Origin of the sequence: Anaerotruncus sp. G3(2012) (assembly GCF_000403395.2) — a bacterium.
Lineage (GTDB): Bacteria > Bacillota > Clostridia > Oscillospirales > Ruminococcaceae > Anaerotruncus.
Genome location: NZ_KE159658.1, coordinates 49,015 through 73,119 on the forward strand (window position 1 = coordinate 49,015; position 24,105 = coordinate 73,119).

Below are 24,105 nucleotides of genomic sequence, written 5' to 3' on the forward strand. Positions count from 1 at the left end.
TGATACGGCCTTTTTGCAAAGCAGGGTATAGAGGCAAAACAGGAGGAAGCTGCACTATACCTTAACCAGGCCGGTATTTGCAGCGGCATCCCTGTCAAGAACCAGCGTCGCATGGGGATGCCGGCGCAGGATGCTGGCGGGGCAGGCTTCTGTAATCGGGCCGCAGAGGGTGTGATATACCGCCTGCGCCTTTGTAGGGCCGGGGACGGTGATAACCAGCGTGGCCTCGGGAGGGGTAAGCTGCGGGATCGTCAGGGTGACTGCCTGCCGGGGCACCTCCTCCAGGGACGCGAAGCAGCCGTCGTGAACCTGCTGGGCCCTGCAAACCTCGTCCATATTCGAAATTTTAACCCTGGCGGGATCATGGAAATCCGCAACGCCCGGATCGTTAAACGCCAGATGCCCATTTTCTCCGATCCCCTCGAAGATCACGTCGGGGGGATACGCTTCAAGCAGGGCGGCATATCGTGCACATTCGGCTGCGGGGTTGTCCGCCTGCCCATTGATATAATGGACTGACCGGAATCCCGCATGCTGGAAGAGGTGCTCCTTCAGATAGTTGCCGAACCCCTGCGGGGCGTCGGGGGCAAGTCCGAGGTATTCGTCCATGTGGAATGCATGGATCCGGCCGAAGTCCAGACCGGAAGTGAGCAGGGCGGCATACAGTTCGAGCTGCGAGGGTGCGGACCCCAGGATGATGTTGACCGACTCCCGCTCTTTCAGCAGCTCCCTGATCCGGGCAGCGCCCAGGTCCGCGGCGGCCTGCCCCATTTCTTTACGCGTGGCATAGACAGAAACCTCCAGAAGGTCGATCTTCTGTTGTGCGATTGGAACCATACGTTTTCTCCTTTCAGATTGTGGAACCGGAGGAAAGGCCCCCTGTCCGCCGGATGACCGCACCGCCCATGAGTGAGAAACCTGTTTCATAATCAGGGGATGCTGGATGGGCGAGGGATTTTGCTGCCCTGCGAGGCGAAAAAACGCAGACAATACTTTGTGTATTGCAAGGTTTTTCAACGCGGCAGGTCGGCAAAAGGCCCGCCCAGATGGTATCAAATGGTTGTGAATACGGGTTCTGATATAGCGTATGCCGGTGGCGGCAGCCTGATTTCAATTTATCATAGCATTTTCAGGCATCAAGTACAAGAGAGGGGCTGCTCCCAAAAGATAGAACAAGTTCGAAGAAACCCGCTCCGCCACAGGACATGGCGAAGCGGGTTTCCCCTATTTTGAGGAGTGGAGATCATAATGGAAGGGCTGGAAAAGGCTCAGACGATCCTTTTCCAGTCTGCTTTCAAGAGTCCTGATTGGATTCGATTTTGGTCGGCGTACTTAGAACCGCGATGCAGGCCACTGTCCCGGCAACACCTAGATACAGGAGCAGCGGGGTCATCGAATGAAGATAGTACATCACCGCGCCGATCGGTATGAATGCGTTGAAGAGGAACAGGAGAACCAGCATATAAACCCGTCCGATGAATTTCCCATGTTTGGAATCCAGAAATTTCTGCATGTTCATTATTCCGGCCACACTCCTAACTTACTCATGATAAAGGTGATAAAGACGATATTGAGGATCGAAATGCAGATCAAGATGCCCGCATTGAAAAACCGGCTCTGGATAACCCGTTTGCCGAGGTAGCGGGTATCGTTTCCGAGCAGATACCAGGAGTTCCCGCTGATCCAGTTGAACAGGCTCTGCATGGCGGCAACGGTGACAACGATCATAACCGGCTTGCCGAAGAATGCGCCCAGGAAGCCGATCTGTGGGGCGAGGACAACCACCGGATGGTACCACGCCTTGGGATCGCGCTTGACATTGGTGGACTGATAGAACGAGGTCGCACAGGTGACGCTGAGGCCGATCATGGAGGAAACGACCAGCGCAATGATCCCGATGTAGAATCCGACCTGGATCCACACGCTCGGGATAACGCCTACCAGCGCGTCACACAGCTCACCCGACGAGGTGGGGATGCCGGGTTTTCCAGAGAATGCCTCGGCGAATGCGATCGAGACAAACGAGAGGATCAGGGTGACCGGCAGCAGGCCGCCGAAGAAGGCGTCGAACCGTCCGAGCGTCTCGTGTTCCTCCGAGTATCCTCTCGAGATCATCCCGTTGTTGAACAGGACCCAGTCCATAACACCGATGGTAGCAGTCATCGAGCCGATCAGCATGATGATGCCATCCATTCCCGAAGGGAGCTTCGGGATCAGCAGGCCCTTCACCATAGCGGGGAGGTTGATACCGGTCACGCAGATAACCGCGCCGAACACCAGCAGCATAATCCCGATCATGACCTTCATGGCGTTCTCAACAAATTTGACCGCCTTGGGATTCTCGCCGCTTCCGTACATCAGCGAGAGCGGGACCGAGATTGCAACCAGAACGATCCAGCTTATGCTCTTGGGGATTGGCAGCCCCACCACCTGGAACAGGGAGGTAAGCGCGTCCGATCCAAGCGCATATTGTCCAAAGGTGTATACGATAGAGGCGATAAAGCAGGCGACCAGTCCGGTGGCAAAACTGCCGAAGAATTTCCCATGGAATTTGTCCTGCGCCTCAATGACATTCATCTCCGAGCCGGTGACAAACCGGGTGGCAAGCGCCAGCATAAAGATGCCGAATGCAAATGAGTAGAGCGGGATCCAGAGCATGTCGTATCCATAGGCGGCGCCCAGTGTGACCGAACTGGCGAATGAGCCGGCCCCCAGTGTAAACGCGGCGTTCATAAAGCCAGGGCCGGACAGTTTTACATAGCCCATGAAGCGTTTGGTGGACGGCTGTTTTTTCAGTTCCTTCAGGTAGGCTTTTTCCTTGATCGCCTGTTCGGTGTAGCGCGGGTTGATGACCTCAACCGGCTTGTTTTGCGATTCATGGCTCATAATAAACGACCTCCTCTTCCTATAGCTTTGTAACGATCATCTCACACGGGGCATCCGGGCCATCGGTGAACAATCTGGGCCGTTCGAACCGGATATTCCCAAAAATCGCCTGATTCAGTGCGAGGTCGATTTCCTCGCAGTAGAGCTTCCCAATCTGCTCCAGCCCCAACGCGCGAAAGGCGGTGGAAAACGGGCAGACGCGGTTGACCTCCCGCAGGCAGTTGCCTTCCACCTGGCTTTCGCAGTCCCACGCCTGGTTGGGTGGGTAATCGGAATATGCTTCTGCATTTTCAAAGGTCAGCTCTTTGCCATCCGCGAGGATGTTTGCCCTGATCGCCTCGCCGCGCATCAGGCCATATCTTCGGACAGCCTTGCGCACAATTTGGGAGCCCTCTTCCTCGCCGCAATTTCTGAGAACCTCATCCGCAATCAGCGCAAAGAGCTTTGCTGCCATTTCGGTGGCTTTTCCAACCGGATCGTTCGGGTTAAACATGGTTGCCCCTCCTTCTTTGTTCAGATTTGCCCTTTTAAACAGCAAAAAATGTGCCAATTTTTTAAGATGGCAGAATCATACAGAATGGAAAGAAAAATATGGATATTACTTCCAATTCAAAGAAAAATCAATAAAAATTTGTAAAACAATCATAAAATCTTTTTCCTTTCCAAACGACTTGCGCTGCATTTGCAGGATGCCTGTCATGAAATTTCATGATAGAGCAAAATCGGATAAAAAAGAAAAAGATTCCTTGACGGGGCAGTTTGGCAAAACAGGCAGGTTGACAGTCAACAGGCGGCGAAGACCCAGGACGGCAGTGCATCATTGGGAGGGGATGGATGCAAAAAAGTGCAGCTTCCGCAGAAGCTGCACTCAAGCAGATTGTGATGGTTCGATTTTTGTGCAGGACGCATTTCCAAACGGGTCACGGAGGGTATAGTCAAACCGCACAAGCGTTTCCTGTTGGGGATGCTGCGGGTCAAGCGGGTCGAAGGGGAACAGCTCGACCCATTCCTGCGGACCGGGCTTGCCGGGCAGGAGCAGCCTGCGCCGGGGTTCATTCCCGGCTGCGCAGTGTTCGGGCAGGCGGCGCGGGCGCTCGTGCAGGCAGAGGTCAAGCCGCATCAGCCAGGAAAAGACCTCCGGGTCGCAGCCCTGCTCGACCGCGAACGTGAACAACAGGTCGTAGCAGGCATATTTCCCCACGTTCTGCGCGGGTATCCGCTCGCCAAGCGCAAGAAACATCCGGAATGGCGAGGGACAGTCCCGCAGCAGGCAGGCAAGCTGGTTTTGAAACCGTCCGCTGTTGTAGTAAAGCTCGGTCATCTCCTCCACCCGTTTGATCCGGCAGATCTCATGAAACGAAAGCTGTGGGGTTTGCAGGATTTCATACGGCGGCGTTTCGCTGTAGACCAGCCCATACTGTTCCCGCTGTTCGTAAAGCCGGGAGCCGCGCAGCAGCTTGAGAAACCCAAGCTGGAGCTGATGGGGGCGCATCGCAAATACCTCGTCGTAGCTCTGCGCGAACCGTTCGAATCCTTCGAGCGGGAGTCCGGCGATCAGGTCGAGATGCTGGTGGATATTCCCGAACGCACCCACTGTGCAGACGTTATCCCGGAGCGTTTGCAGGTCGGTCGGGCGCGCAGCGGCGGCAAGCGCAGCGGCGCAGGTCGACTGCACCCCGATTTCAAATTGAAACAGGCCCGGACGCACCGTTTGCAGCAGCCGGAGCTGGTCCGGCGTGGTCAGGTCGCCGCCCAGCTCCATCTGGAAGGAGGTATATCCGTTGTCATGCGCGGCGAGATACTGCCAGATAGCAGACGCGCGGTCCGGCCGGAGATTGAATGTCCGGTCAACAAATTTTACCTGCATCACCCGCGCATCCAGCAGTTTTTGCAGATCGTCAAAGACGAGCGGCAGCGAGCGGAACCGCACCGTCCGGTCGGCGGAGGAGAGGCAGTAGGAGCAGCCGTACGGACAGCCGCGCGATGATTCATAATAGAGTACCCGGTTGGGGAGGGATGTAAGGTCGCTGTATGGGAACGGGAGCGCGTCCAGGTCGGCAAACCGGCTGGCGCGGAAAATCCCGCGCGGATGCGGTTCTGACAATACCTGCGCGAGGATCGGCTCCCCCTCGCCGCAGAGGATGCCGTCCGCCCATCCGTAACGGGCGAGCCGGTCTTCCGGGTCGAAGCTGACCTCCGGTCCGCCCAGCAGGATTGGGATATCCGGGAAGAGAGCGCGAAATTCCGAACCAAGCTGCTCGACCTGTCGGATGTTCCAGATATAACAGGAAAAGAGCAGCCGGCCGGGCGCGCGGGAGACGATGTCCGCGAGGATCTCCCGCACCGGCTGGTTGATGGTATATTCCACGAATGCGGCAGGAATCCCCGCCGCATCAAGCGCCAGTTTGAGGGATCGCACCGCGAGGTTGGTGTGGCTGAATCTGGCGTTGACCGCTACCAGCAGCGTTTTTTTCATCGCTGTCTGCCTCCTTTCCGGAACCCGCGGTACCACAGTTTTTCAAACAAAGGGGCTTTTTCACTTGCCAAAAGCCCCCTCTTGCCGCTTCACAGGATAAAGTATTTCGCTCATTGCGATGAGCGACCAGAGGCGCTGCCTTTGGAAACCGCAATTTTTCGAGAAAAATCGAGTAAAGCTTCAGATGTGAAACGTCTGCCAACGGGTGCGGATTCTTATTTTTTCGGCTTTTTCATGGTCAGCGAGATACGTTTTTTCGGCAGATCGACACCCAGCACCCAGACGGTGACAATATCCCCCACCTTGAGCACCTCGCTCGGATGCCGGATATACCGGTTGGTGATCTGCGAGATGTGCACCAGCCCATCCTGATGCACCCCGATGTCGACAAATACGCCGAAGTCGATCACGTTCCGCACCGTTCCCTGAAGCTCCATCCCCTCTTTGAGGTCCTTCATATCCAGGATATCGCTGCGCAGCATGGGCGGGGGAAGTTCATCCCGCAGGTCACGGCCGGGCTTGAGCAGTTCGGCGGCAATATCCCGCAAGGTCGGCGCGCCGACCCCGCATTCCGCCGCAACCTGTTCCTCCCCGGCAGCCTTGATCTGTGCGGGCAGCTCAGAAAGGCGGTTGCCGGCTGCATCTTCAAGGGTATATCCGAACCGGTCAAGCAGCGCTTTTGCGCCTGCATAGGATTCGGGATGCACACCGGTGCTGTCCAGCAGGTTGTTCGCGTGGGGAATCCGGAGGAATCCCGCGCACTGTTCAAACGCTTTCGGCCCCAGCTTGGGCACCTTTTTAAGCTGGGTGCGGCTGGTGAATGCGCCGTTTTCCTCCCGGTAGGTCACGATGTTTTTGGCAACTGTGCCCGAAAGCCCTGCCACATATCCCAAAAGCGATGCCGACGCGGTATTCAGGTCAACCCCAACCCGGTTTACGCAGTCCTCAACCACACCGGTCAGCGTCTCATCCAACCGCTTCTGGGGCATGTCATGCTGGTACTGTCCCACACCGACCGATTTCGGGTCGATCTTGACCAGTTCAGCGAGAGGGTCCTGAAGCCGCCGCGCGATCGAAACCGCGCTGCGCAGCGAGACATCGAAGTCGGGAAACTCCTGAGCCCCCAGTTTGGACGCCGAATAGACCGATGCGCCCGCCTCGTTGACCATCATGTAGGAAAGCCCGCAGTCCATCTCACGGATCAGCTCTGCGGCGAACAGCTCGCTCTCCTTGGAGGCGGTGCCGTTCCCGATCGAGAGGACGTCCACATGGTGTTTGCGGATGAGCGCGCCGAGCTTTTGTTTGGCTTCGGCAACCTTGTTCTGGGGCGGGGTCGGGTAGACGACAGCGGTATCGAGCACCTTCCCGGTTGGGTCAACCACCGCAATCTTGCAGCCGGTGCGGTAGGCCGGGTCGATCGCCAGCACCGTTTTCCCCTTGACCGGCGGCTGCATCAGCAGTGCTTTCAGGTTTACCCCAAAATTTTTAATCGCCTGTTCGTTGGCGGTCTCGGTCAGATCCGAGCGCACCTCCCGTTCGAGAGAGGGGTGGATCAGACGTTTATAGGCATCGGAAACCGCCTCCAACACCAGCGGGGTGGTGATGCTCCCCTTCTTCACAAAGAGTCCGGAAAGCAGGCCCACGGCATAACCGCTGTCCACCTCGACGGAAGCTTTGAGAAAACCTTCCTTTTCACCGCGGTTGACAGCCAGTATCCGGTGGCTGGGCATCCGGGAGACCGGCTCCGCATAATCGGCGTACATCGCATAGACGCCCGCGTCCTCCCCGACAGAGACGGTTTTCAGCACCGCGTTTTTCTGGTAGTACTGACGCAGCAGCAGACGTCCCTGCGCGCTGTCCGAAAACTGCTCGGCGAGGATGTCCGACGCACCTGCCAGCGCATCCTCCGGCGTAGGGACGCCCTTTTCCGGATCAACAAATGGCTCCGCCAGAGCCTGCACGCTCCCGGAGGTCCTGTCCTGCGCAAGCAGAAGCTCGGCGAGCGGCTCCAGCCCCCGTTCCTTCGCGACCGTTGCGCGGGTGCGCCGCTTCTGCTTATAAGGACGGTAGATGTCCTCAAGGCGGGCCAATGTTTCGGCTGCCGCAATATCGGCTTCCAGTTCGGGGGTCAGCTTGCCCTGCTCGGCGATCGCTCCGGAAACCTCCTCCCGGCGTTTTTGCAGGCCGCGCAGATAGTCAAGCCGCTCGGAAAGCTCCCGCAGAACCTGATCGTCACAGGAACCGGTCTGCTCCTTCCGGTAGCGCGCGATAAACGGGATGGTATTGCCCTCATCGATCAGGGCGATGATATTTTCCACCAGTTTTTGTGCGATGTGAAATTCGCTTGAGAGAATCGCAGAAAAGTCCATACGTCAACTCCAAATCTTCTTAAAAAGTTTCGCCAGCCTTTTCAAAGGCTGCGGTTTCCAAAGGCAGAGCCTTTGGTCGCTCATCGCAATGAGCGAAATCCTTTATCCTGTGAAGCGCGTTTTTCGGGTGAATTGGCTCTGACTTGCGGTCAGAGCCAAGAGGGGGCTTTTTACAAGAGAAAAAGCCCCCTGAGAATCTGTGTAAATCCCGGACGGGAGCATCCCGAAAAGCGGTCAGCGTCCGTCATTCCGCCTGCGGAGCAGGAGCCAGACCGCCAGACAGGCTGCCGCGAGGGCCGCAAACAACCCGGCAATGACCACCGGCTGCATCCACCACTGTGTGGGGATGGATGTAATAAAGATCGCAGTCGGACCGTCCGCACCGCCGATGATCCCGATACTGGCCGCTTCCCCCGAATGGATCAGCTCCGGTGCGGCCGTTGCCAGCGCTTTATGCAGCAGCCACCTCTTGAACAGCCGGTCAGCGAGCAGGGTGAGTATCCCAAGCGCGGCAAAGACGATTGCACCGATTCGGGCGAACTTTCCCAGCCGCTTCATCGGGCTTCCTCCGGCTTGACCATCCATACCACCAGCAGAAAGACATACGCCAGCAGGATACAGATGGTGGCTATGATCCGCAGGGCGGCGCCCCACCGCTGTTCCCCGATCCAGATGACCGTAGAATGGCGGGCCCCTCCGATAATCCCAGCCCGCGCAGCCCGTTTTTGTTTTCTGTCCGCAGCCCAGCTGTAGAGATGCAGGAACAGCTTGTACACCGGCTCCACCAGGGCGGTCACGATTCCGGCCAGTGCAAAAAAGCGCACGCCCATCCGGGCGCAGGATTCCAATCTGCAATGTTTCATTTTATTCTCCTTTTTGTTTTATAAAATTGATTTTATCCAATCTGTTTTAGAACCTGTATTCATACGAATGCTGGTTTTCCATCTTTCCCCAAAACCCTAGATGAACCCCAGAGAGCGGAGCAGAAAGACATAGACAAACATGGTCACGAGGGAACCGGCGGTGGTCCAGACCACGATCTGTCCAGCAAGCTCACTGTCGCCGCCCATCTCCTGCGCCATGGTGAACGAGCTGACCGCTGTGGGCGCGCCGAACGCGATCAGCAGCCCGACCAGTTCGGCGCCCCGATAGCCCGCCGCGATGCTGGCGGCCACACCGGCCACCGGCACCAGTACCAGCCGCGCGACAAGCACGATCAGGAGCTGACGCTTGTGGCTGCGCGGCAGGCCGAAGTCGACCGAAGCGCCGAGGATAATCAGCGCGAGCGGGGTACCGAGCTTCCCGAAATCGCTGAGCGCGGTATAGACTGCCTGCGGAATCCCGATGCCCAGCCCTTTCAGCTCCCAGAACAGCAGGCCGATGGCAGAGCCGATCACCAGCGGGTTGTGCAGGATGCCCCGCAGGATTTTGCGTGGGGCGGGCTTCTGTCCCCGGAAGATCTCGAGGACGACCACCGACAGGATATTGATGGTCGGGACCACGACCGCAACTGCCAGCGCAACCGTCCCGACCTCGTCGGGGCAGAGGATCATCCCGATCGGCAGGCCAAAGATCACCGAGTTGCCCCGCATGATCCCCTGTATCATCACCCCGCGGCGGGCGTTTTCCGGCTCGATCCGCGGGATGATCACGAGCATGATGAGGCAGACGAGTACCGTTCCCGCGAAGGCAAACGCCAGAAAGGACGGCTGCGCCATATTTTCGTGGCTGGTGTTATAGATGCTCATGGCGAGCGAAACCGGCAGGAAGGTCCTGAAGGTGACCTTGTTCATAATGTCGAGGGTGCGCTGGTCAAAGAGGTTGATCCGTTTCATCAGCTTGCCCGAGAGCATCAGCAGAAAAAGCGGAAGAACGACGTTTACCGATGTAGCCAGATGTTCCATGTTGTTTCCTCCGTTGACAGAGTCCGGTCAGTTGTCCGGAGTCCCCTGGGTCCCAAGCCGTTCGAGCTTCCGGTAGAGGGTGCGCAGGCTGATCCCAAGCGCCTTGGCAATCTGCGTTTTCCCCTCCAGCGTATACCCAAACTGGTCCAGCAGATCCTGAATCCGTTTCTGCTCCTCGATCTGGAGCAGCTTTTTTTCGGTTGCAGCCTGCATCCGTCCGCTCCGGTCGCGCATACTGGGCGGCAGGTCCTCGACGGTCACGACCTCGTTCTCGCAGAGGTTGACGGTATATTCCACCACATTCTGCACCTCCCGGACATTCCCCCGCCATTCGTAGCTCAGGAACAGCCGCTCCACCTGCTCGTCAAACCGCTTCACAGGGGTATTCATCCGCTGCCGGAGGGATTCCAGGCAATGGGCGGCGATCGGCAGGATGTCGCTGGTGCGTTGGCGCAGCGGGGGCACCTCGAGGTTGATGACACCGATCCGGTAGTAGAGGTCCGCCCGGAACCGCCCGTCCGCGATCATCTCGGACAGGTCGCGGTTGGTCGCCGCGATCACCCGGATATTGAGCGGGATTTTTTCAGCCGATCCCACCCGCTCCAACTCGTACTCCTGCAAAACCCGCAGCAGTTTGGGCTGCATTGAGAGCGGCAGTTCCCCCAGCTCGTCGAGGAACAGGGTGCCGCCCTGCGCCATCTCGATCTTCCCGATCTTGCCGCCCTTCTTCGCCCCGGTGAACGCGCCCTCCTCATAGCCAAACAGCTCACTCTCGAAAAGGGTTTCGGGCACGCTGGAACAGTTGACCGCCACAAACGGGTATTTCCGGCGGCTGCTCTGCTCGTGGATGGCGCGGGCAGCCAGCTCCTTTCCGGTGCCGGTCTCCCCGCAGATCAGGATCGGGGTCGGGCTGTCCGCGAGCCGGCGGATCATCCGCTGGAGCTGCTGGGTTTCCGGGCTGGTCCCGATGATCCGGCTCACATAGTCCGGCTGGTTTTCCGGGCCGTAGGTCTCGTCCGAAAACCGCACCGCTACCGACATCAGCTCCCGGTCCACGTAGATCGGCCGGGTGGTGAGCTTGGCGCGGAACCCGCCCATTGAAACCTCTTTTTCCTGGAACACAATCCCCCGCAGCACCTTGCGCACCGTAGTTTCCGGCAGGATGTGCCGCAGGGAAGCGGTCGAGAGCCTGCAAAAGCTGAGGCTGTGCGCCGCCGCTTCGTTATACTGGGTGATGACCCCGTTGGAATCCGCGAGCAGCAATGGGTCCCGGGAGACGTTGAACGCCTCCTGCACCAACATCTCAAAGCTGCCTGTCTGCGCCAGCCCCTCCCGGCTGCGCACCAGCCCGCCGATCAGCCCGGCAAGCTCGGTCAATGCGTCCAGATAGGTCTGGGTATTCCCGCTGATCCGGGCGTGCCCCTCCCTGGTGAACGAGGTCAGGGTGACTACGCCGATCACCGCGCCGTCCGCCTTGATGCAGCAGAGCAGCTCGACGGTTGCAGGGCAGTTGTCCTTAAACCGGCAGCCAACACAGGTCTGCATCTCCCCGGGCGTATTGACCAGCACGCTGCCATAGTTCATCACCTCATTGATCGAGGGGCTATGCACCGCCTTCCCCTTTTTTTTGAGATAGACCGGCGTGCCGCAGATCAGGTTGGAGCCGCTGTCAAATACCGCGGCCTCCGCTTTCAGCGCATTGGCAGCGCCGTTAATCAGCCGTTCGATCGGCTGTTTTACCTCCCCCAGACGGTTCATCCCGCACCCCCTCCCGGATTCTGTTAAGCGCTTCCTCTTATATAGTACATTTTATCCGGTTTGACAATTCTGTCAAGGCATCTGCCGGATTTGCCATCTGGCAATCTGTTTGACAACCATCTGGCAAAAAAAGAGCGGCGCCCACATAAAATCCCCTGTTTACGGCGATTTTGTGTGTTTTTACGGTTTGGCACGAATATTGCTTTATTCTTTTTCAGACAATCAGGACCCCATATCCGGCATGGATCGGGTACAGCATCGCAAAAAGGATGAAAAAGGAGGGCTTTTCCCCATGAAAGGTTTCGACAACCACCCCTATATCCCCAACTCCGCACCGGAAATTCAGGCGGAGATGCTCCGCGAGATCGGCCTGGCCTCGCTGGAGGAGCTGCATAAAAATGTCCCGGACGCGCTCAAACTCAAAGATACCATGAAGCTGCCCCGCGCGTTCGGTTCGGAATACGAGCTGCGCCGGCATGTTGAAGGTCTGCTCGGCAAAAACACCGACTGCAAAAAGAACCTGAACTTTCTCGGCGCGGGCTGCTGGCAGCACTATGTCCCCGCGCTCTGCGACGAGGTCAACTCCCGCGGCGAGTTCCTGACCGGCTACGGCGGCGAGCCGTACAACGAGCTGGGGCGGTTCCAGTCGCTTTTTGAGTATGCGAGCATGGTCGCAGAGCTGGTGGACATGGAGGTGGTCAACGTCCCGACGATGGACTGGGCACAGGCCGCTGCCACCACCGCGCGGATGGCGCAGCGGATCACAAACCGCACCGAGGTGATCGTCCCCACGCTGATCGACCCGGAAAAGTTCGCGGTCATGGAAAACTACTGCCGCGCGAGCGTCCGGTTTGTCCGGGTAAACTGCAACGGCAAGGGGCAGATCGACCTCGACGACCTGAAATCCAAGGTGAATTCCAACACAGCGGGGGTCTACATTGAAAACCCGGGCTATCTCGGCGTCATCGAGGAGCATGGGCAGGAGATTTCCGACCTGATACATGCGGCGGGCGGACTGAGCCTGGTCGGCGTGGACCCGATCTCGCTGGGCGTGCTGGCAACACCTCCTTCCTATGGCGCGGACATCGTCTGCGGCGATCTCCAGCCGCTTGGCATCCATATGAACTACGGCGGCGGGCAGTCGGGCTTTATGGCCACCCGCGACGAGGAAAAATTCGTCATGGAGTTCCCCTCCCGCCTGTTCGGCATTGCCCCGACCAGCCAGCCGGGCGAGTACGGCTTCGGCGACGTCGCGTATGACCGAACCTCGTTCGGCCACCACCGCGAGCATGGCAAGGAGTATGTCGGCACACAGAGCGCGCTCTGGGGGATCACTGCGGGGGTCTATCTCGCCACGATGGGCCCCAGAGGGATGGAAGAGGTTGGAGAAACAATCCTGTATAACGCCCAGTACGCAGCCAAAAAGCTGGCCGAGCTGCCGAACATCCGGGTGAACCGGTTTGGGAGCTGCTTCTTCAAAGAGTTTGTGGTTGACTTCTCCGAGACCGGAAAGACGGTCGCCGAGATCAACCGGTCGCTGCTGGCACAGGGTATCTTTGGCGGGAAGGACCTTTCAAACGAGTTCCCGCAGTTTGGACAGTCGGCCCTCTACTGCGTGACCGAAATCCACACACAGGACGACATCGAACGGCTGGTGTCTGCGGTCGCGCAGGCGGCCCGATAAATCGAGAAAGGGATGAGTATTGTGAACAGAATTGATCGGTCCGCAAAGGTCAGAGAGCACTTCCATCAGGCCAAGTGGGATGAACCAGTGATCTATGAGCTGAGTACCCCCGGCGAGCGCGGCATCCTTGTGCCGCAGGCGAGCGAAGAGGTCGCCTCGCAGGTCGAGGGGATTGGCGCGCTGCCCGCAGGCATGAAACGCAAAAACCGGGTCAACCTGCCCGAGATTTCCCAGAACCGGGTGCTCCGCCACTATCTGCGCCTGTCCCAGCAGGTACTCGGCGCGGATGTCAACATTGAGATCGGGCAGGGTACCTGCACGATGAAATACAGCCCCAAGGTCAACGAGCAGCTCGCCCGCGGCGTGCAGGAGCTGCACCCGCTTCAGGACCCGTCTACCGTACAGGGGATGCTCGAAATCTACTATCAGACCGACCGGTATATGTGCGAGATTTCCGGGATGGACCGGTTCACCTTCCAGCCGGGCGGCGGCTCGCAGGGGATTCTTGCGATGGCTTCGGTCATCCGGGCCTATTTTGAGAGCCGCGGGGAACAGCGCGACGAGATCATCACCACCCTGTATTCGCATCCGTCCGATGCGGCCGCCCCGGTGATGAACGGGTTCAAGGTGATCTATCTCCAGCCTGACCCTCAAACCGGCCTGCCCAGCATGGAGACGCTGAAAGCAGCTGTTTCCGAGCGCACCGCCGCCTATATTGTGGCAAATCCGGAGGACACCGGCGTCTATAATGGGCAGGTGCAGGCGTTTACCGCCTATGTGCACGAACACGGCGGCCTCTGCGCCTACGACCAGGCGAATGCCAACGGCCTGCTCGGCGTCACCCGCGCGCGGGAAGCCGGCTTCGATCTGTGCTTTTTCAACCTGCACAAGACCTTTTCTTCCCCGCATGGCTGCGGCGGCCCGGCCTGCGGCGCGACCGGCGTCTCCCAGGAACTGGTGCCGTTCCTGCCCGCCCCGCTCGTCGGGTTTGACGGGGAGCGCTATTTCCTCGACTATGGGTTTGCCGACAAGGCGTTTGGCGTGGGGAAAATCCGCTCGTTCTATGGGGTGGCACAGGTTGTCCTGCGCGCCTATGCGTGGATCCGTTCGCTCGGCGGCGAGGGGCTGTATCAGGTCGCCAAAACCGCGGTGCTGAACAACAACTACCTGTTCAAAAAGATGCTCGAAATTCCGGGGATCGGTGCCTATTACTGCGACGGCAACAACCAGCGTGTCGAGCAGGCCCGCTACACGATGGAGAAGGTATACGAGGAGACCGGCGTTTCGACCGGCGACATCCAGCGCCGCGCGATGGACTTTGGGCTCCACTACTGGACCTCGCACCACCCCTACTACCTGCCTGAGCCGATCACCCTTGAGCCGACCGAAACCCCGTCCAAGGCGGATATCGACGAGTATGTTGAAACGATGAAATACATCTTCAGCGAGTGCCGCGAGAACCCGGAGGTGGTCAAGACCGCGCCGCACCGGAGCACCGTCCACCAGATCGACGAATCCGGGATGGATGATCCCGCCAAATGGGCCGTTACCTGGAAGATGTACCTGAAAAAATACCAGTGACCGCCAACCCTTTTTTTGCTGGCTCTCTACAAAAGACGCGCTTTGCGCGTCTTTTTCTTTTCGCAGAAAAGCAGTCGTTTGGGCGTTTGGCTTGAATTGCCCTGCGGTTTCCGGTATAATAAGGTCTGACGAACCGGTCGGTTTGCGGGCTGCCTGCGCCGCAGTCAAAATTCAGAAATTCAGCTGTCAGGTATCTGGGCAGCCGGTAAGGGAATTATAAGATGAAAAAACTGTTTCGCATCCTCTACGGATATATCCGCCAGACCGATGGCTGGCTTTGGCTGCTTTGTTTGGGGCTTTCAGGGTTCAGTATGCTCCTGCTCTCCGGGATTGTCCATTCCGGCGTCTGGGCGCCCTATGACTACGGCCTGCAAACCATGCGGATCGTCGGGGTGCAGTTCGGTGCAACTGCGGTGGGAGTGCTCTGTGCGCTGATCCTCTCAAAGTTTGATTACCATGCGCTCACCCGGCTCTGGAAGCTCCATGCCCCGGTTGCTTATGCGTTTGTGCTGCTCACCTTCCTGATCGGCATTGGGGCGGCGGACCGGCAGGGGGACAAGTCCTGGATCAGGATACCGTTCACCAGTATGACCATCCAACCGGCGGAATTCCTCAAGCTGTCGTTCATCCTGACCCTCGCCTACCATCTGCATGTGGTCAGCGACGTGATGGACGACCCCAAAACCATTCTGGCGCTCTGCGTCCACGGGGCGGCGCCTATCCTGCTGATCCACATGCAGGGAGATGATGGGACGGCGCTTGTGTTTGCGTTCATCTTCATCGGGATGCTGTTTGCAGCGGGGATCCACTGGTTTTATGTGCTGGCCGCAGTCGGCGGATCGGTCATTGGAATCCCACTGATCTGGTTTTTTGTGCTCAATGATTTCCAGAAACAGCGGTTTCTGATCCTGTTCAGCCCCACCGCCGCGGATACGCAGGGCACTTATTATCAACAGTACCGCGCCAAGCTGGCGATCGGCTCGGGGCAGATTTGGGGGAAGGGCATCTTCTCGGAAAACCACCACTATGTCCCCGAAGCGCAGAACGATTTTATCTTTTCCTTTATTGGGGAATCGCTCGGCTTTGTCGGTGCGCTGGCGGTGGTCCTTGTGCTGATCTCACTGGTGGTGAAAATCCTGTCGGACGCCCAGTGTGCCGAGGATTTGCAGGGCCGGCTGATCTGTGTGGGCGTGTTTTCGATGATTGCCGCCCAGTCGGTCATCAACATCGGGATGTGTCTTTCGGTGCTTCCGGTCATCGGGATTACCCTGCCGTTCCTTTCGGCGGGCGGCTCCTCGGTGCTGGCGAGCTATCTGGGGCTGGGGCTGGTGCTTTCAGTCTATATGGAGGCTCCCAAAAATCTGTTCAGCGAGTAAGAACCTGTATTCATAATCAGAGGATGCCGGATGGGCGAGGGATTTTGCTGCCCTGCAAGGCGAAAAAACGCAGACAATACTTTGTGTATTGCAAGATTTTTCAACGCGGCAGGCCGGCAAAAGACCCGCTCAGACGGTGTCGAATGGTTGTGAATACGGGTTCTAGGGCGCTTTCAAAGGCAATTCACCGGATGAGGCGTTCATCTACCTTTTTGACAAGGTGGATGAAATGTTTTGTTCTGCTGGTTTGATAGAAAATAGAAGGAGGTTTTTCCCATGAAATCGGATATTGAAATTGCGCAGTCGGCTGAGATGCTTCCAATCAGCGAGATTGCGAACCGGCTGGGCGTACAGCCGGAGGAACTGGAGCCTTACGGACGGTACAAAGCAAAATTATCGGAGGAAATTTTCAGCCGGCTTTCCGGACGTCCGGACGGCAAGCTCGTGCTGGTGACCGCGATCAACCCCACGCCCGCGGGCGAAGGCAAGACCACCACTACGGTGGGGCTTGGCCAGGCGATGGAGAAGATCGGAAAAAAGGCGATTATCGCGCTGCGGGAGCCTTCGCTCGGCCCGGTGTTCGGGATCAAGGGCGGGGCGGCAGGCGGCGGCTATGCGCAGGTGGTGCCGATGGAGGACATCAACCTGCATTTCACCGGCGATATGCACGCGATCACCGCTGCGAACAACCTGCTCTGCGCGCTGATCGACAACCATCTCCAGCAGGGCAACGAGCTTGGGATCGACCCGCGCCGCATCCTTTTCAAACGCTGCCTCGACATGAACGACCGCGCCCTGCGCAATGTAATTGTCGGGCTGGGCGGCAAGGTCAATGGGGTGCCGCGCGAGGATGGCTTCCTGATTACCGTTGCATCCGAAGTGATGGCGATCCTCTGCCTTGCTTCCGACCTCGAGGATTTGAAAAAACGTTTGGGAGAAATTCTGGTTGCTTATACCTATGGTAATCAACCGGTCTATGCGCGTGACCTGCACGCAAGCGGTGCAATGACCGCCCTGCTCAAGGACGCGCTCAAGCCCAATCTGGTCCAGACGCTCGAGAATACCCCCGCCCTGATGCATGGCGGGCCGTTTGCCAATATCGCGCATGGGTGCAACTCGGTGCGTGCAACCAGGCTCGCGCTCAAGCTCGCCGACTATACGATCACCGAAGCGGGATTCGGCTCCGATCTGGGCGCGGAAAAGTTCTTCGACATCAAATGCCGGTATGCGGGGCTTGCCCCCTCTGCGGTCGTGCTGGTCGCGACCATGCGTGCGCTCAAGTATAACGGAGGCGTCCCCAAGGCCCAGACCGGCGAGCCGAATGTGGAAGCGCTCAAACGCGGCCTGCCCAATCTTGCCAAGCATGTGGAAAATATGCAGAAATACGGGGTTCCGGTCGTGGTGGCAATCAACCGGTTCCTGACCGACTCGGACGAAGAAGTGAAGCTGCTTTCCGATTTCTGCGCCCAGGCCGGCTGCCGGTTTGCGCTGTCGGAAGTGTTTGCCAAGGGCGGCGAAGGCGGCGTGGAGCTGGCGAAGGCGGTCGTTGAAGCCTGCGAACAGCCCTCCCAGTTCCGGCTCCTCTATGATATTGATCTGCCGGTCAAGGAGAAGATCGCGGAAATTGCAACCGAAATTTATGGTGCGGATGGGGTCAACTACACCGCCGCGGCGGAAAAACGGCTCGCCGAGATCGAAGCGCTCGGCAAGGCGGGGCTGCCGGTCTGCATGGCCAAGACCCAATATTCCCTCTCGGACGATCCTTCCCGGCTCGGACGCCCGGCCGGTTTTACGATCACCGTTAAGGACCTGCGGCTGAGTGCAGGCGCTGGGTTCATCGTTGCGCTCACCGGCGACATCATGACCATGCCCGGTCTGCCGAAAGCGCCCGCCGCCCACCAGATCGACGTGGATGCCGCCGGACAGATCTCCGGCCTGTTCTGAGGGGGCCGCTGTGATCCGGTTTACCAGCCATTCGGCGGAGGAAACAGAACAGTTTGCGGAGCGGTTTGCCAAAAGGCTCCGGCCTGGCGATGTGATCGCCTGCTTCGGCGGGATGGGGATGGGAAAAACGGTGTTTGCGCATGGGCTGGCGCGTGGATTGGGGCTGTCGGACGAGGTGTCCAGCCCCACCTTTGCGCTGGTGCAGGAATATACAGATGGGAATATTCCGCTCTATCATTTCGATATGTATCGTGTTTCGGATTTCGATTCCCTCTATTCGACCGGTTTCTTCGACTATCTGGAACAGGATGGGGTCCTGCTGATCGAGTGGAGCGAACAGATTGAATCCGCCCTGCCGCCGGGCGCAATCCGGCTGTCCTTTGCGCGGCTGGACGACAATACCCGCGAGCTGACGATTGAGGGGGAAGAGATTTGAGAATTCTGGCGATGGATACTTCGTCCCAGTCGGCAGGCTGCGCCCTGTTGGAGGACAGCCGGCTGTTGGGGGAGTTTTTCACCAATGTGAAACTGACCCATTCACAGACCATCCTGCCGATGGTGCAGAACCTGCTCGACCAGACCCATACCGCGCTTTCGGAGGTCGACCTGTTTGCGGTCACGACCGGCCCCGGTTCGTTTACCGGGCTGCGGATCGGGCTTTCGGCGGTCAAAGGGATGGCGCATGCGCTGGGAAAACCATGTGTCGGTGTTTCTACCCTGGAGGCGCTCGCTTTCCAGTTTTGGGGACAGGAGATGCTGGTCGCCCCGGTACTGGATGCGCGCTGCGCCCAGGTTTATACGGCGCTCTTCCGCTGGGAGGGGGAAACCCTGGACCGGCTTGAGCCGGATCAGGCGATCCCGATTGCCCAGCTCGAACAACGTCTGAAAAATGAGAAAAAAGCCGTATTTCTGGTTGGAGATGGGGCGGAAATGTGTTATAATATGCTTAACGAACGGTTGCCTCTCCTGCGGCTCGCCCCGCCAACCCTGCGTTATACCCATGCGGGCGCGCTTGCGCTCGCGGCACAGCGTGCGGCCAGGCTGGGATACACCGTTTCCGCCGAACAGCTCGCCCCGGCCTACCTGCGTCTGCCGCAGGCGGAGCGGGAACTGCTCGCAAAACAACAATCAGTTTAGGGGTGGAATCTTATGATCGCACTGGCAGCGGATCATGGCGGCTTTGCGCTGAAAGAACAGGTCAAACAATGGCTGGAGGAACAGAAGATCCCTTATCACGATTTCGGTACGCTCGACGGCGCGTCCTGCGATTATCCGGACATGGCCGCAGCCGCTTGTGACGCGGTTGTATCCGGGGCCTGTGAGAAAGCGCTCCTCTTCTGCGGCACCGGTATCGGGATTTCGATGGCGGCGAACAAGATCAAGGGGATTCGGGCGGCCTGCTGCTCCGACTATTTCAGCGCGAAATACACCCGTATGCACAACGACGCGAACGCCCTCTGCCTTGGCGGACGGGTGGTAGGCGCCGGGCTGGCAATCGAGCTGGTCGACGTCTTTTTACATACCGCGTTTGAGGGCGGCCGCCACCAGCGCCGGATCGACAAAGTTGCCGCGCTTGAAAACCGTTGAACGCTCGAAACCACATGAAATCAAGCTGTAAGGGGTAATGATGATGTTGAAACCGTTTATTATGGACCATCCGCTGATCCAACACAAGGTCACCCTCCTGCGGGACAAGAACACCGGCTCGAAGGAATTCCGCGAGCTGATTAACGAGGTCGCCATGCTGATGTGCTATGAGGCGACCCGCGACATGCCGGTCAAACAGATCGAGATCGAGACCCCTATCTGCATCGCGAAAGCAAACGTGATTTCGGGGCGCAAGGTCGCGTTTATCCCGATTCTGCGGGCAGGGCTGGGGATGGTTGACGGCCTGCTCAAGCTGGTTCCGGCTGCCAAGGTCGGGCATATCGGGATGTACCGCGACCACGAAACCCATCTGCCGGTGGAGTATTACTGCAAGCTGCCCGCGGACATCGAGGAGCGGGATGTCATCGTCCTCGACCCGATGCTCGCGACCGGCGGGTCCGCGGTTGATGCGATCGACCAGCTGAAAAAGCGAGGCTGCTCCAATATCAAGTTTATGTGCATCATCGCCGCGCCCGAGGGGATCGAAGCGCTGGCCGGGAAACATCCGGATGTGCAGATCTATTGCGGCGCGCTTGACGACCGCCTGAACGAGAACAAATATATTGTTCCGGGGCTGGGCGATGCGGGCGACCGCATCTTCGGAACCAAATAAAGGTTGGGCCTGACCTCCGGATGCCTGAATGCGGCTGTTCCAATGCTTCATCCGCCTTTGGCGCTCGCTGTGGCTCGCAGTGCGGCGGCAGTTAATTCGGGTGGGTTGCTGTTCAAAGGGTGGTAAAAGAAAAGCCCCCTTTGCATGTTGCCGGAATCCGCCCGTTTTTCTGCCCCGGCAGATTTCGAAAAACAGAATATTTCCAGATGCAGAGTGAAACACTAGTTTCACTCTGCATTTTTTATATGCAAAGGCTGTTTGAAAAAGAGGTGTCCAGATGAAACAGATACGATTTCTCCTGACCGGCAGTGCCGCAGGCTTTTTAAACGGGCTTTTTGGTGCAGGCGGCGGTATGGTTGTCGTGCCGATGCTCCAGCGGGACGGACTTCCCCCGGAGCGTTCCCATGCAACCTCCATCGCGGTGATCCTGCCGCTTTCGATCGCAAGCAGCCTGCTCTACCTCTCGATGGGGAGCATCCGGCTTGCACAGGCGCTCCCCTATATCCCGCTGGGGCTTGTCGGGGCAGCGGTTGGCGGTTGGCTGCTCCCGAGGGTCAAAACCGTCTGGCTTCACCGCATCTTCGGCGCGCTGGTACTTTATTCCGCTGCGCGTCTGCTCCTGCAATGAGCTGGCTTTGGATTGCGGCCGTATCCCTCGCCAGCGGGCTGCTCGGCGCGCTCGGCATGGGTGCGGGTGCGGTGCTTCTGCTCTATCTGCGGGTATACGGCGGCTGCGACCAGCTCACCGCACAGGGGATCAACCTGCTGTTTTTCCTGCCGATTGCGCTGCTTTCGATCCTGCTGCACGCGCGAAACCATCTGATCGACTGGAAAGCTGCCGGACTCTGTGTACTGACCGGCCTGCCCGGCGTGCTGCTGGGGGTCTGGTGCGGCAGGCTGCTCGGGACCGGCCTGCTTTCCAAGGCGTTTGCCCTTCTGTTATTGGTCATCGGGCTGCGGGAGCTTTCGTTCGGATTCTCTAAAAAAAGGAAAGAGGAAAATTCCCACAGCAGGTATAACACCCCCCGGACAGGGTCAAACTCATCTTAGAAAGGAATCCCGCAGAAAGCGGCCTGACGGTAGCATCCGAAGCAGAATCCCAAAAAATCAAGCTTGTTTTTCAAACGCTTCGAGGATAATCCTTTTGCAGACGTTCAAAATAATACCGGAGGTGTAACCATACAATGAACGACTCTTATAATCCCAAAAGCAAATTCAGCAAATTCATGGCGGGCAAAGGTTTCTATGTCGCGCTGGCCATCTGCGTGATGGGCGCGGGTACGGCGGCGTGGGTGGCTGTCGACCGGACGATCGACCGGATCGACGACAACAACAACCGGATTATCGAACAGCAGTCCGCTTCCAGCCAGCCGGAGCCGACCTACGGTTTCCCCGATTTGGAGGAAGCCGGAAAAGCGCAGAGCGGCGTGAACAAACCGTCCGCCTCGTCTTCCTCCTCTACTGCGCGTTCGTCCTCGTCCGCGGCTTCTTCCGCACCAAAAAAGCAATCCGAGCCGGTCGCCGCACAGCCAACGCCGCAGCCTTCCTCTTTCATCTTGCCGATCTCCGGCGAAATTTTCGCGCCGTACAGCAATGGTGAGCTGGTGAAAAATATCACCCTCAAGGAGTGGCGCACCCATGACGGCATCGACATCAAGGCGGCAAAGGGGACCGAGGTAAAATCGGTCTGCGACGGGAAGGTGACCACAGTGCACGACGACCCTCTGATGGGGATGACCATTGAGGTGCTCCATGAAAACGACATCACCTCGGTCTATTGCGGACTGGCGAAAGAAGTTTCCGTCAAGGAAGGGGACGCGGTGAAGGTCGGGCAGGTCATCGGTACTGTTGGAGAGATTCCGGCAGAAATTGCCCTCGACCCGCATCTGCATTTCGCGATGCGCTCTACCAACCAGTGGGTCGACCCCCTGAAAACGATGGGAAAAGTCTCTGGATGACAGGGTTTCAAAAATCACAGAGCGATCTTATAACAAATAGTTGTAAGATCGCTCTACTATTCTATTTGGAATTTTTCGAAGCGCAACCGGCCATCCGGAATTCTTACAAGGCGGGAACAGACGGTTCCCTCGGCCCTGCGCATAACCACGCAGCAGACAGGCGCCTCTTTTGATTGGCGGGGTTGTTCTGCCGGCACCCTCTCCGCAGCCGCTAATATTGCACAGCCCAGCAGTGCAACCAACAGCTTCCGCATCCCATTGCCTCCCAACTATGATGAAAAGTACGATCTTATTATAATGCACAATAATTATAAATACAAGTACGATTTTAGTTTTAGTTCCTGGAACATATCTCTTTTTTTGCATTATGCTTAAATTGGGAGGAATCTTTTGTGCAGATAGATTACGCTGTTTTCGGCAGACGGATCGCCGCGATCCGGAAAAAACGCGGCCTTACACAGGAAAAACTTGCGGAGCGTGCGGATGTCACCAACAATTTCATCTCGCATATTGAGACCTGCCGTTCGATCCCCAGCCTGGAAACGGTGGTCAAGCTGTGCAATGCGCTCGATGTGACGCCCGATGCGCTCCTGCTGGGCACCGAAACCAGGAGCCGCGCCTATCTGACCCAGGACATCCTGCGCAAACTGGAGGGATGTACCCCGCAGGAGCGGCGGTTGGTAGACGGTTTTATCGACCTGCTTGTCGCGGAACGGCGGCGCGGCGAACCGTAAAAAAGGACCCGAGCACACGTTGGTGTGCCCGGGTCTTGTCTTTTCCAAAGGCGGTTTCTTCTGTAGGCTGGAAAAGACCTGCCCAAACGACGACAGAGACAGATTCCAAGTTCGCAGGGTTTGAAAAGGCGGAAACGGGGAAAGATAGAACGGAAGGTTCCGTAAGGGGTCTTTTTCACCTGCTAAAAGCCTCTCTTTGTCTCAGGCAGGACACGGCGACCCAACAGTTCTCACGATGGAATTCAGGCACGCCCCAGTGTTCCGCCGAAACGGCGGGACAGGCCATCGGCGCTGAAACCGGCGGCAAAGCCCGGGGAACTATTTGCCCAAAGGGGGTTAGCGGGAGAAGCCGAGGTCGGTCGAGATCTGTTGCGCTGCGGCGAGCAGCTGCGGGACAAGCAGCCGCACCCGTTCATCGGTCATGCGAGCGAGCGGAGCGGAAACCGAAATGGCGGCTTTTCCACGTCCGGTATAGTCCCGGACTGCGGCGCCGATGCACCGGACCCCCAGCTCATTCTCTTCGTTGTCAAATGCGTATCCGCACTGCCGAATCTGGTCCAGCTCCCGGAATAACCGGCTCAGATCGGTGATCGTGTGTTCAGTATAGGCGTGGATGTCGCTGCGGTTCCAAATCTGCGTGACTTCATCATCCGGCATGGTGGCAAGGATGCTCTTTCCCACCGCGGTGCAGTAGAGTGGACGGCGCATCCCCAGCCGGGAAAACATCCGGATCGACCCGCTGCGGCTCTCGACCTTGTGGATATACACAATCTCGATCCCCTCCCGGATCACCAGATGCACCGCCTCCTGGGTGGCGTTGCGGAGCTGCTCAAGCGGCGCTTTGGCAAGCCCCAGCACGTCGATGCTGTCCACCACCCGGCCGGACAATTCGAACAGCTTGAGGGTCAGCCGGTAACGGCCGCTCGACTCGTCCTTTTTCACATAGCCGAGCTGCGACAGCGAAGCAAGCAAGCGGTGAACGGTGCTTTTGTGCAGGCCGGATGTGCAGGACAGCTCCATAAGCGGCATCCCATCCGGATTATGCGAAAGCAGTTCGATCAGTCTGAATGCACGCTCGAGTGATTGTACAGCAGGTTGATTTTCCATAAAAGGCAGTTCCTTTCAAGAGTTTCATAATACGAAATATGGTTTTATTCTACACATGAAAGGCAAAA

General features: G+C 58.0%; 23 protein-coding genes. 12 read left to right on the top strand and 11 right to left on the bottom strand.

Annotated elements, in window-relative coordinates:
• Window positions 1-54: 54 nt before the first annotated feature.
• From C814_RS10130 to C814_RS10175, 10 genes are all read right to left on the bottom strand, one after another.
• The gene (locus tag C814_RS10130) at window positions 55-837 is read right to left on the bottom strand and encodes a glucosamine-6-phosphate deaminase (protein ID WP_016317713.1); all 783 of its coding nucleotides are present in this window, start codon (window positions 835-837) and stop codon (window positions 55-57) included.
• Between the two features lie 457 nt (window positions 838-1,294).
• Window positions 1,295-1,519, bottom strand: coding sequence for a hypothetical protein (locus C814_RS10135; RefSeq protein WP_016317714.1), 225 nt, complete (start codon window positions 1,517-1,519; stop codon window positions 1,295-1,297).
• On the bottom strand, window positions 1,519-2,886 hold the full coding sequence (locus C814_RS10140) for a divalent metal cation transporter (protein WP_016317715.1): 1,368 nt from the start codon (window positions 2,884-2,886) through the stop codon (window positions 1,519-1,521). The genes C814_RS10135 and C814_RS10140 overlap by 1 nt, the downstream gene beginning before the upstream one ends.
• A 19-nt stretch (window positions 2,887-2,905) precedes the next feature.
• Window positions 2,906-3,379 carry an L-2-amino-thiazoline-4-carboxylic acid hydrolase gene (locus tag C814_RS10145; RefSeq protein WP_016317716.1) on the bottom strand — a complete coding sequence of 158 codons (474 nt, stop codon included), beginning with the start codon at window positions 3,377-3,379 and terminating at the stop codon, window positions 2,906-2,908.
• Window positions 3,380-3,754: 375 nt separating this feature from the next.
• Window positions 3,755-5,362, bottom strand: coding sequence for a B12-binding domain-containing radical SAM protein (locus C814_RS10150; RefSeq protein ID WP_016317717.1), 1,608 nt, complete (start codon window positions 5,360-5,362; stop codon window positions 3,755-3,757).
• Between the two features lie 215 nt (window positions 5,363-5,577).
• Window positions 5,578-7,731 carry a Tex family protein gene (locus C814_RS10155; protein WP_016317718.1) on the bottom strand — a complete coding sequence of 718 codons (2,154 nt, stop codon included), beginning with the start codon at window positions 7,729-7,731 and terminating at the stop codon, window positions 5,578-5,580.
• Between the two features lie 234 nt (window positions 7,732-7,965).
• A complete protein-coding gene (locus C814_RS24490; protein ID WP_016317719.1) occupies window positions 7,966-8,289 on the bottom strand; it encodes a sodium ion-translocating decarboxylase subunit beta in 324 nt (107 codons plus the stop codon).
• Complete coding sequence (locus tag C814_RS10165; protein ID WP_016317720.1) at window positions 8,286-8,594, bottom strand: hypothetical protein; 309 nt, start codon at window positions 8,592-8,594, stop codon at window positions 8,286-8,288. The genes C814_RS24490 and C814_RS10165 overlap by 4 nt, the downstream gene beginning before the upstream one ends.
• A 96-nt stretch (window positions 8,595-8,690) precedes the next feature.
• Window positions 8,691-9,635: an AEC family transporter gene (locus C814_RS10170; protein ID WP_016317721.1), complete on the bottom strand. Its 945-nt coding sequence runs from the start codon at window positions 9,633-9,635 to the stop codon at window positions 8,691-8,693.
• A gap of 27 nt (window positions 9,636-9,662) precedes the next feature.
• Complete coding sequence (locus tag C814_RS10175; protein WP_016317722.1) at window positions 9,663-11,393, bottom strand: sigma-54 interaction domain-containing protein; 1,731 nt, start codon at window positions 11,391-11,393, stop codon at window positions 9,663-9,665.
• Window positions 11,394-11,685: 292 nt separating this feature from the next.
• Between C814_RS10175 and gcvPA the strand changes: the two genes are divergently transcribed.
• From gcvPA to C814_RS10240, 12 genes are all read left to right on the top strand, one after another.
• Window positions 11,686-13,077: an aminomethyl-transferring glycine dehydrogenase subunit GcvPA gene (gene gcvPA / locus C814_RS10180; RefSeq protein ID WP_016317723.1), complete on the top strand. Its 1,392-nt coding sequence runs from the start codon at window positions 11,686-11,688 to the stop codon at window positions 13,075-13,077.
• A gap of 12 nt (window positions 13,078-13,089) precedes the next feature.
• Complete coding sequence (gene gcvPB / locus C814_RS10185; RefSeq protein WP_016317724.1) at window positions 13,090-14,658, top strand: aminomethyl-transferring glycine dehydrogenase subunit GcvPB; 1,569 nt, start codon at window positions 13,090-13,092, stop codon at window positions 14,656-14,658.
• Window positions 14,659-14,879: 221 nt separating this feature from the next.
• Window positions 14,880-16,034 (top strand): FtsW/RodA/SpoVE family cell cycle protein, encoded by a 1,155-nt coding sequence (locus C814_RS10190; RefSeq protein WP_016317725.1) that lies wholly within the window; start codon window positions 14,880-14,882, stop codon window positions 16,032-16,034.
• A gap of 276 nt (window positions 16,035-16,310) precedes the next feature.
• Window positions 16,311-17,978, top strand: a complete 1,668-nt coding sequence (locus C814_RS10195) for a formate--tetrahydrofolate ligase (protein ID WP_016317726.1) — start codon at window positions 16,311-16,313, stop codon at window positions 17,976-17,978.
• 10 nt (window positions 17,979-17,988) lie between these two features.
• Window positions 17,989-18,414 carry a tRNA (adenosine(37)-N6)-threonylcarbamoyltransferase complex ATPase subunit type 1 TsaE gene (gene tsaE / locus C814_RS10200; RefSeq protein WP_016317727.1) on the top strand — a complete coding sequence of 142 codons (426 nt, stop codon included), beginning with the start codon at window positions 17,989-17,991 and terminating at the stop codon, window positions 18,412-18,414.
• Window positions 18,411-19,115: a tRNA (adenosine(37)-N6)-threonylcarbamoyltransferase complex dimerization subunit type 1 TsaB gene (tsaB, locus tag C814_RS10205; protein ID WP_016317728.1), complete on the top strand. Its 705-nt coding sequence runs from the start codon at window positions 18,411-18,413 to the stop codon at window positions 19,113-19,115. The genes tsaE and tsaB overlap by 4 nt, the downstream gene beginning before the upstream one ends.
• A 12-nt stretch (window positions 19,116-19,127) precedes the next feature.
• Window positions 19,128-19,565, top strand: a complete 438-nt coding sequence (rpiB, locus tag C814_RS10210; RefSeq protein WP_016317729.1) for a ribose 5-phosphate isomerase B — start codon at window positions 19,128-19,130, stop codon at window positions 19,563-19,565.
• A gap of 43 nt (window positions 19,566-19,608) precedes the next feature.
• Window positions 19,609-20,238: a uracil phosphoribosyltransferase gene (upp, locus tag C814_RS10215; protein WP_022788299.1), complete on the top strand. Its 630-nt coding sequence runs from the start codon at window positions 19,609-19,611 to the stop codon at window positions 20,236-20,238.
• A 277-nt stretch (window positions 20,239-20,515) separates the two neighbouring features.
• Entirely contained in the window at window positions 20,516-20,866 is a 351-nt protein-coding gene (locus tag C814_RS10220; protein ID WP_016317731.1) for a sulfite exporter TauE/SafE family protein, read from the top strand.
• Complete coding sequence (locus C814_RS10225) at window positions 20,863-21,288, top strand: sulfite exporter TauE/SafE family protein (RefSeq protein ID WP_016317732.1); 426 nt, start codon at window positions 20,863-20,865, stop codon at window positions 21,286-21,288. Before C814_RS10220 ends, C814_RS10225 begins: the two co-directional genes overlap by 4 nt.
• A 134-nt stretch (window positions 21,289-21,422) precedes the next feature.
• Window positions 21,423-22,196 (top strand): M23 family metallopeptidase, encoded by a 774-nt coding sequence (locus C814_RS22145; RefSeq protein WP_016317733.1) that lies wholly within the window; start codon window positions 21,423-21,425, stop codon window positions 22,194-22,196.
• 392 nt (window positions 22,197-22,588) lie between these two features.
• On the top strand, window positions 22,589-22,930 hold the full coding sequence (locus C814_RS10240; protein WP_016317735.1) for a helix-turn-helix domain-containing protein: 342 nt from the start codon (window positions 22,589-22,591) through the stop codon (window positions 22,928-22,930).
• 336 nt (window positions 22,931-23,266) lie between these two features.
• Here the strand turns inward: C814_RS10240 and C814_RS10245 are convergent, their stop codons facing one another.
• Complete coding sequence (locus C814_RS10245; protein WP_016317736.1) at window positions 23,267-24,037, bottom strand: IclR family transcriptional regulator; 771 nt, start codon at window positions 24,035-24,037, stop codon at window positions 23,267-23,269.
• Window positions 24,038-24,105: the final 68 nt, after the last annotated feature.